The sequence below is a fragment of the Pseudomonas sp. SG-MS2 genome, from assembly GCF_009933855.1.
Taxonomy (GTDB): domain Bacteria; phylum Pseudomonadota; class Gammaproteobacteria; order Pseudomonadales; family Pseudomonadaceae; genus Aquipseudomonas; species Aquipseudomonas putida_E.
Genome location: NZ_MOMO01000228.1, coordinates 20,774 through 29,120, shown reverse-complemented (window position 1 = coordinate 29,120; position 8,347 = coordinate 20,774). Strand labels below are relative to the sequence as shown.

Here is an 8,347-nt window from a genome sequence, read left to right as displayed (position 1 = left end):
GGGACTGGGTGCCGCGTTGCCCATCCTGATCGCCCTGGCCAGTGAAGCGGCGCCCGAGCGGCTGCGCAGCACCGCCGTGAGCATCACGTATTGTGGCGTGCCCCTGGGCGGCGCCATCGCTTCGATCATCGGCATGGCGCCATTGGGCGAAGACTGGCGTGTGGTGTTCTACGTGGGTGGTATCGCACCGATCGTCATCGCCCTGGTGCTGGTGGTATGGCTGAAAGAGTCCCAGGCGTTTCGTGCCCAAACCGGTGAGAAGGTTGCCGGCCAAGGCATGCTGGCCCAGCTGTTCGGGCCGGGGCATGCAAGCCGCACCCTGCTGCTGTGGGTGGCGTGCTTCTTTACCCTGACCGTGTTGTACATGCTGCTCAACTGGTTGCCGTCGTTGTTGATCGGGCAAGGTTTCAGCCGCCCACAGGCAGGCACGGTGCAGATCCTGTTCAACCTCGGCGGTGCGGCGGGCTCGTTCCTGACCGGGCGGATGATGGACAAGGGCCACGCCCGCCGCGCGGTTTTCATTGCGTACATCGGCATGCTGGCGGCGCTGGCGGGGCTTGGCCTGTCGACCAGCTTTGCCTTCATGCTCGTGGCCGGGTTCATTGCCGGCTACTGCGCCATCGGCGGCCAACTGGTGCTGTACGCACTGGCGCCGACCCTGTATTCGACCCAGGTGCGGGCCACTGGGGTGGGCGCTTCGGTTGCCATCGGGCGCTTGGGTTCGATGGCCGGGCCGTTGGCGGCGGGGCAGATCCTGGCCGCAGGGACGGGCGTAGGCGGGGTGCTGCTGGCGGCTTCACCAGGCCTGGTGGTGGCTGCTGTGGCCGCACGGGCATTGCTGGCCAAACGTAACCGCCAACCGCAGTAAGCTGCCTGCAGGCGGTTCAAGGTGCCAGGCAGTTCGGTGACCCTGCCTGGCACTTCTTGGGGCTCAGTGTGCGGCCATGCTCATTTCCAGAACCCCTTGTGCGCAGCCGCTGCTTCGTCCTCCAACAGCGGGCCGTGCACGATCACATCACGCTGACCACGGGCGAACACCTCACGGCACGGCAAGGAAAACGTCGGATTTTCCGGATGGTCCCCGGTCAGCCCGAGCAGTGTATGTTCCGACAGCGCATACACCACCCGGCCAATACCGGTCCAGTACACGGCACCGGCGCACATGCAGCAGGGTTCGGCGCTGGTGTAGAGCGTGCAGTTGGCCAGTGCTTCGGGCGGCAGGGCCTTGGCTGCCAGGGCCGCAGCGACCAGTTCGGCGTGTTGGGTGGGGTCGCCTTCGGGCGGCATGGAGTTGTTGCCGGCGCTGGCGATCACCCGGCCTTCGGCATCGGCGACGATGGCCGCGAAGGGGTGGCGACCGCGTGCTTTGGACTGCTCTGCCAGGCGCATCGACTGGCGTAGCAGGTCCAGGTCGAGGGCGGACAGGTCGGTGGCAGCTGGCGTGTAGGGAGTGGTCATGGATGCTCCTGGGGATAGGCAGGGGTAAAAGGGCTCACTTGGCCACGCTGGCATCGGCGCGGTCCGGGTCTGTGGTCTTGTCGTCATTGAGCAGCAGGTTGAGCGTGATCGCCGTGATCGCGCCGAGGAAAATGCCGCTCTCCAGCACCAGCTTGAGCGGGCCGCTCAGGTGATGGAAAAGCGCCGGGAACGACATTGGCAATACGCCGACGCTGATCGAAACGGCGACGATGATGCCGTTGCGGGTACCTTCGAAAGGCACGCGTGAAAGCGCCTGGATACCGGCCACCGTGGTCATGCCGAACATGACGATGGCGCACCCGCCCAGTACCGGCGTGGGCACGGCGGCGATCAGCGCGCCCAGTTTCGGAAACAGCCCCATCAGCACCATGATTGCGCCGGCAGCGGCGACCACGAAGCGGCTCTTGACGTTGGAAAGCGCGATCAGCCCGGTGTTCTGGGTGAAGGCGTTGTACGGGAAACTGTTGAACAGCCCGCCGAGCATCGTCGACAGGCCGTCTGCCCGGAAAGCGTTGCCTAGTGTGCTGGTATCTGTGGGCTTGCCGACCAGTTTGCCGATGGCCAGGCAGTTGCCCGTGGTCTCGGCCATGATCACCAGCATCGCCAGCACCATGATGAGGATTGGCGTGGTGGAGAACTGCGGCGCACCGAAGGCCATGGGTGGGCTCAGCTCGACCCAGGCGGCTTCGCTGACCTTGCCGAAGTGCGTCATGCCAAAGGCTGCGGCCAGCAGGCTGCCGCACAGCAGGCCGATCAGCACGCTGAGGTTGCCGATAAAGCCTGAAAAGCGCGCATACACCAGCAGCGTGATGGCGACCGTCGCCATGCCCAGCAGCAGGTTGGCGGGGTTGCCGAAGTCCGGTGCACCCGGGTCGCCGCCACCCAGCCAGATGGCCGCCGCAGGCATCAGCGAGATACCGATGATGGTGATAAGGCTGCCGATCACCACCGGCGGGAAAAAGCGCAGCAGCCGGCTGAACAGCGGCGCGAGGCCGATGGTGATGGCGCCGGCGGCAATCACGGCGCCAAACACCTCCTGCAGGCCGTACTGCTTGCCGATCATGATCATCGGTGCCAGCGCGATGAACGAGCAGCCCTGGATCAACGGCAGGCGTGCCCCGAAGCGCCAGAAACCTAGGGTCTGGATCAGTGTGGCGATGCCCGAGGTGAACAGGTTGGCGTTGATCAGCGTCACGATCTGCGCCTGGGTAAGGCCCAGTGCGCTACCGAGGATGAGCGGCACCGCGACCGCGCCGGCATACATCACCAGCACGTGCTGCAGGCCAAAGGTGAACAGTTGCCGCAGCGGTAATACTTCGTCTACAGCGTGGACCTTGCTTGGGCTCATGGCGTGAATCTCCTGAAGGTGCGGCTCTTTTCGTTGTTTTCGGCGCCTGGAGTGACACGCAGCGCAGGTTTGAACAGGGCAGCTGCAAGCGTGGTCGAGGCCGATGATCCGGCGAAATGAACGATGGAACAAATGAGTAACCATCGTTAGCATCGATGGATCATGTGGCAGGGCAGGGGGTTGGGATGCGCTTTTCGCTGGAGCAATTGCAGATGTTCGTCGCCGCGGTACAGGCGGGCTCGTTTTCGGCAGCGGCGCGGCGGCTGGGGCGCACCCAGTCCACCGTCAGCGCTGCAATCAGCAACCTGGAAACCGACCTGGGCGTGGAGTTGTTCGACCGCAGCAGCCGCATTCCGGCATTGACCGCCGCCGGGCATAAACTGCTGCTACGGGCCGAGGGCATCCTTGAGCGTTGCTATGCTCTGGAGGGCAGCGCCGACAACCTGGCGCAGCAGGCCGAGCCTGCGCTCACGCTCGCCATCGAGGTGCCGTATGGGTCACTGATCCCGGTGTTCAAAGCGTTCGATCAGGCGTTCCCCTTCGTCGACTTGCTGATTCGCCACCCGGTGCACGGCGATGTCAGCGACATGGTGCTTAAAGGTGAGGCAGACCTGGGCATCGCTTTTTCCCAGCCGGGCTACCCGCCTGCATTGGCCTTCCAGCAGCTGGGCAAACTGATCATGGCTCATGTCTGCCACGCCACCCACCCGCTGGCGCAACTGCAAACCTGCACCTTCGCCGACCTGCACGCCCACCGCCGCCTGGCCTTCTTCGCCCACGCGCAAAAGCTGCCCAGCAGCGAATACCTGCGTACCGCGCAGCTCTGGCAGGCCGAGAGCTACCTGGCGCTGGTGGAAATGGTGCGCGGTGGCCTGGGTTGGGCGACCCTGCCACGGCAGCTGGTGCAGCGGGAGCTGGATGCCGGTGAACTGATCGAGTTGCAGCTGCAGGCCTATCCGCACACCGACTGGCTGGTCGGCGTCGACCTGCTGTGGCATCAGCAGCGCCGGCCGGGCAGGGCTGCCCTGTGGTTGCGCGATTGCCTGCAGCGTACCAAGGTGTTCGAGCTGGACCGGCGCGGCATGCCTACCACGTTGTAGGCGCCATGTGCTGAGCCTGCCAGGCGCGCTGGCCTGCTGTCGATGATTGCAACGTCGTCTACATTTCAACAAGCCTCTACACCGCAAAGGATGCTCTCATGGCCAAGTTGAACGCTCTGATTGCCGCTGTAACGTCAGTGGCATTGCTCGCGGCGTCGGGCGCTGCGCTCGCCGACCCGGGTAACGGCAAAGGCAACGGTAATGGCAACGATAAGGGGCATGGGCAAGGCAAGGGGCAGGCTCCGCATGCCCAAGGGCAAGGCAACGCTGGCGGCAAAAAGGGTGGCTCGGGTAGCGATGACTGGCATGGCGGGCCGTCGATCGACCGGGGGGATGTGCTGGGCATTCTGGGTGGCCACCGCAGCTATTGGAGCCCTGGCCCCGCATTGCCGCCGGGCATCCAGAAAAACCTGGCGCGGGGCAAGCCACTGCCGCCCGGTATCGCCAAGAAGCTCGATGGCCGGCTGCTTGGGCAGTTGCCTCATTACGACGGTTACGAGTGGATGCAGGCCGGGGTTGACCTGATCCTGGTGGCTGTCGCCACGGGGATCATTTATGAGGTGGTGAACGGGGCGTTCGATTGAAGTGGCTGAAGCGGCGCTTTCAACCCATCTTCAAGCGTGCCGTGGTCGTGTTGACCACCTCGCTCGGGCGCCGCTCCAGCGTTTTGTTGGCTACCCCAAACGGCACATGCACCATCGGCAAGTCCCCTGCCGCCGACATCAGATGGCTGCGCTGGTCATCGAAGAACATGTGTGGTTTGAGAATCGACAGCACGCGGCTCTTCTCCATTCCCCCAAGAAAGAACGATTCATCCGGTGAAACACCCCAGTCCTTCAAGGTCGTCACCACCCGTTCATGTGACGGGGCATTGCGCGCGGTGACGATGGCGATACGCAGGATGCGTTTGTATGCCGGGTCCTGCACCAGCTTCTGATCTTCGAGCGTGCGAATCAGCGAAAGCTTGCGATACAGGTCCGCCAACGGCCCCGGCTGGTGCGGAATGGCCTTGTGCGCATGTTCATGGGCCTGGAATTCATTCAGGTCCTGGCGCTCTTTGTACACGCTCTCCGCTTCGTCATCGGCAATCACCCCATCGAAGTCGAAGGCCACCCGCAATTCGGTGTCGATCTCGTCATCATAGATCTTGCTCGGCAGCACCAGGCCGGCGGGGTAGTCGGCGTCGATGGCACGCTGCACGTCGCCTTCGTGGGCGCTGAGAAAAAGCGAGGCGTTGAAGGCGGGGATGTATTCGTAGGGCGAGCGGCCGGACATGAATGCGGCACGGGTGATGTCCAGGCCGTAATGGGCGATGGAGCGGAACACCCGCAGGCCGGTTTCGGGTGAGTTGCGCGACAGCAGCACCACTTCTACCGGCAACTGCTCGGGGAAGGCCTTGTTGATGCTCAGGAAGCGGCGGATGAAGGGGAATGCCACGCCTTTGGGGAAGGGTACGTCGAGGTTGGCCTCTTGGTGCAGGCGGTAGGCTTCCACGCCATCTGTCTGGTAGATATCGTCCGAGACGGTCAGGTCGAACAGTGCACTGGAGGCGACGCCGACGACGAGTTTCTGTTCGATGGGGTAGGGCATGGCGGGCTTCCTGGTGATGGTGCAGGGGCGCCTTGTCAGCAGGCTAGGCTCGAATCCTAGCAAACCCGGGCACCTACCGTCACAGACCCTGACCTGCAGCAAGTCCTGCGGCCAAACCACCACTATGCTGAACCCTTCAACTCAAGCTCACTCAGGTAATCAAGGAGGCATTCATGAAAGCTGCAGTTGTTGCAAAAGGGCGCCGTGTGGACGTGGTGGAAAAAACCCTGCGCCCGCTTGCGCACGGTGAAGCGTTGCTGAAGATGCAGTGCTGTGGCGTGTGCCACACCGACCTGCACGTCAAGAATGGCGATTTCGGTGACAAGACCGGTGTGATCCTCGGCCACGAAGGGATTGGCGTGGTGGTGGAGGTAGGGCCGGGCGTCACTTCGCTCAAGCCGGGCGACCGGGCCAGCGTGGCGTGGTTCTTCCAGGGCTGTGGCCACTGCGAGTACTGCAACAGCGGTAACGAAACGCTGTGCCGTGAGGTGAAGAACTCGGGCTATACCGTCGACGGCGGCATGGCCGAGGCGTGCATCGTGGTGGCCGACTACGCGGTAAAGGTGCCCGACGGGCTCGACTCGGCTGCCGCCAGCAGCATCACCTGCGCTGGTGTGACCACCTACAAAGCGGTGAAATCGTCCAACATCCGCCCTGGGCAGTGGATTGCGGTTTATGGCCTCGGCGGGCTGGGCAACCTGGCCTTGCAGTATGCGAAGAATGTCTTCAACGCCCGGGTCATCGCGATCGATGTGAATGATGAACAGCTGGCGTTCGCCCGTGAGATGGGCGCCGACCTGGTGGTCAATGCGCGCAGTGAGGATGTAGCCACAGTCATCCAGGCGCAAACCGGTGGCGCGCATGCGGCCGTGGTGACGGCAGTGTCGAAAAGCGCGTTCAACTCTGCGGTCGATGCGCTGCGTGCCGGTGGCCGGCTGGTGGCTGTCGGGCTGCCGCCAGAGGCCATGAGCCTGGACATTCCGCGGCTGGTGCTCGATGGCATCGAAGTGGTCGGGTCACTGGTCGGTACCCGCCAGGACCTGGCTGAAGCCTTTGAATTTGCCGCGCAAGGCAAGGTGGTGCCGAAGGTGACGCTGCGGCCGATCGAAGACATCAACGACATTTTCGAAGAGATGCTGGAAGGTAAGATCAAGGGTCGGATGGTGATCAACTTCGCGGATTGAGGAGTGCCCTGTCAGGTGCATGGGGCGGGGTTTTCAGCGCTGTCTGGATCGAGCGCCAGAACACCCGAGCCATGCACCCGTCACTGTCTTCAAACTTGGCAACATCACCAGGTAATCGGCTGACCATCCCACGCCCAGAAGCTGCCACTGTCCGCCGGCCCAAGCCGGCCAATCTGCTCAAGGATGCGCTGCGCCGCGAACGCAGGTTCAAACAATTGCTCGGCGGGCACATTGGCCTGAAACGGTTGGGAAAGCTGCGTATCGGTGGTGCCGGGGTGCAGCACCAGCACCGTGGAAGCTGGGTTGATGCGTTTGAGTTCGATGCTTGCCGTATGCAGCAACTGGTTCAACGCGGCCTTGCTGGCGCGGTAGCTGTACCAGCCGCCCAGGCGATTGTCGCCGATGGACCCGACCCTGGCCGACAGCGCGGCAAAGGTGCAGGGCTGCTTGCGCAGCAGCGCCAGCAGGTGCTTGAGCAGCAGCACCGGCGCGAACGCGTTGGTCGCGAAGCTGGCCTGCAGGCCAGCCAGGTCAAGTTGGGCCAGGGCCTTTTCCGCCTTGGCACCGTCGCGCTGCAGAATGCCCAAGGTGCTTATGACCAGATCAAGGTGCGTGCAGGTGCGGCCGACCTCACGGGCCAGTGCTTCAAGGGACTGTTCGTTGCGGGCGTCGCAATCGATGCGCACCAGGCGCTCGCCATGTGCAGCGGCGAGCGCGGCCAGGGCTTCGCTGCCCCTGGCCTGGCGCGACACCGCCCACACCCGCGCCATGTCATCGCGTGCCAGCAGCTGTTCACAAAGCGCCAGGCCGATGCCCTGGCTGGCGCCGCAGATGAGTGCGTTCAGCGTCATGGTGCAGCGGCCCTATTCGCTTGCCAGGCGCTTGAGCAGCGCCGTGGCCACCGCCTCGGACGATGCCGGGTTCTGCCCGGTGATCAGGTGCCCGTCCTCGACCACATGGCTTGCCCAGTCCGGGCCCTTGGAATACTCACCGCCATTGCGCTTGAGCATGTCCTCGACCAGAAATGGCACCACATCGGTCAGCCCCACAGCGTCTTCCTCGCTGTTGGCGAACCCGGTCACTTTCTTGCCCTTGACCACAGGATGGCCGTCTGGCGCGTTGACGTTCTTGAACACACCCGGCGCATGGCACACGGCGGCAATCGGTTTGTTGGACGCATAGAAGGCTTCGAGCAGCGTCTTGGAGTCGTTGTCCTCGGCCAAGTCCCACAGCGGCCCATGGCCACCGGGATAAAACACGGCGTCGAAGTCGTAAGGGTCGATTTCGCTCAGCGGTACTGTGTCGGCCAACGCCATCTGCCCCTCGGTATCACTGCGAAAACGCCGGGTCGCATCGGTTTGCGCATCGTCCTCGTCGCTCTTGGGGTCCAGCGGCGGCTGCCCGCCTTTGGGCGAGGCGAGGGTGACGTCGGCGTTGGCATCGATGAACACGTAGTAAGGTGCGGCGAACTCCTCCAGCCAGAAGCCGGTTTTTTTGCCGGTATCGCCCAACTGATCGTGGGATGTCAGCACCATCAGGATCTTTTTCATCTGAGCCTGTTCTCCAAACATGAATGGGCAGCGCGCCGTTCGCCCTGCATTACTGTGGGAGGGCGCAGCAGGGCAGACGTTCCCTGCGCGGCAGCA

At 63.6% G+C, this 8,347-nt stretch carries 9 protein-coding genes; 4 read left to right on the top strand and 5 right to left on the bottom strand.

What is annotated here, in order from left to right:
* Positions 1–868 (top strand): MFS transporter (locus tag BLX42_RS19845; protein WP_161872449.1); only part of this gene is annotated, 868 nt, incomplete at its 5' end.
* Between the two features lie 80 nt (positions 869–948).
* On the opposite strand, the gene BLX42_RS19840 is transcribed toward BLX42_RS19845, so the two are convergent.
* Together BLX42_RS19840 and BLX42_RS19835 are read right to left on the bottom strand one after the other, a co-directional pair.
* Positions 949–1,458, bottom strand: coding sequence for a nucleoside deaminase (locus BLX42_RS19840; RefSeq protein WP_012313945.1), 510 nt, complete (start codon positions 1,456–1,458; stop codon positions 949–951).
* A gap of 34 nt (positions 1,459–1,492) precedes the next feature.
* Complete coding sequence (locus BLX42_RS19835) at positions 1,493–2,827, bottom strand: nucleobase:cation symporter-2 family protein (protein WP_161872448.1); 1,335 nt, start codon at positions 2,825–2,827, stop codon at positions 1,493–1,495.
* 185 nt (positions 2,828–3,012) lie between these two features.
* Here BLX42_RS19835 and BLX42_RS19830 point away from each other — a divergent pair, with 185 nt between their 5' ends.
* Positions 3,013–3,927 carry a LysR family transcriptional regulator gene (locus BLX42_RS19830; RefSeq protein WP_161872447.1) on the top strand — a complete coding sequence of 305 codons (915 nt, stop codon included), beginning with the start codon at positions 3,013–3,015 and terminating at the stop codon, positions 3,925–3,927.
* Between the two features lie 98 nt (positions 3,928–4,025).
* A complete protein-coding gene (locus BLX42_RS19825) occupies positions 4,026–4,511 on the top strand; it encodes an anti-virulence regulator CigR family protein (RefSeq protein WP_115275191.1) in 486 nt (161 codons plus the stop codon).
* A gap of 19 nt (positions 4,512–4,530) precedes the next feature.
* Here BLX42_RS19825 and BLX42_RS19820 read toward each other — a convergent pair whose 3' ends face one another.
* Complete coding sequence (locus tag BLX42_RS19820) at positions 4,531–5,517, bottom strand: 5'-nucleotidase (RefSeq protein WP_046785633.1); 987 nt, start codon at positions 5,515–5,517, stop codon at positions 4,531–4,533.
* 173 nt (positions 5,518–5,690) lie between these two features.
* On the opposite strand from BLX42_RS19820, the gene adhP reads away from it, so the two are divergent.
* On the top strand, positions 5,691–6,701 hold the full coding sequence (gene adhP / locus BLX42_RS19815; RefSeq protein ID WP_046785632.1) for an alcohol dehydrogenase AdhP: 1,011 nt from the start codon (positions 5,691–5,693) through the stop codon (positions 6,699–6,701).
* Positions 6,702–6,805: 104 nt separating this feature from the next.
* Here the strand turns inward: adhP and BLX42_RS19810 are convergent, their stop codons facing one another.
* Positions 6,806–7,552, bottom strand: coding sequence for an SDR family NAD(P)-dependent oxidoreductase (locus BLX42_RS19810; protein WP_161872446.1), 747 nt, complete (start codon positions 7,550–7,552; stop codon positions 6,806–6,808).
* Between the two features lie 12 nt (positions 7,553–7,564).
* A complete protein-coding gene (locus BLX42_RS19805) occupies positions 7,565–8,251 on the bottom strand; it encodes a type 1 glutamine amidotransferase domain-containing protein (protein WP_046785630.1) in 687 nt (228 codons plus the stop codon).
* Positions 8,252–8,347 lie beyond the last annotated feature (96 nt).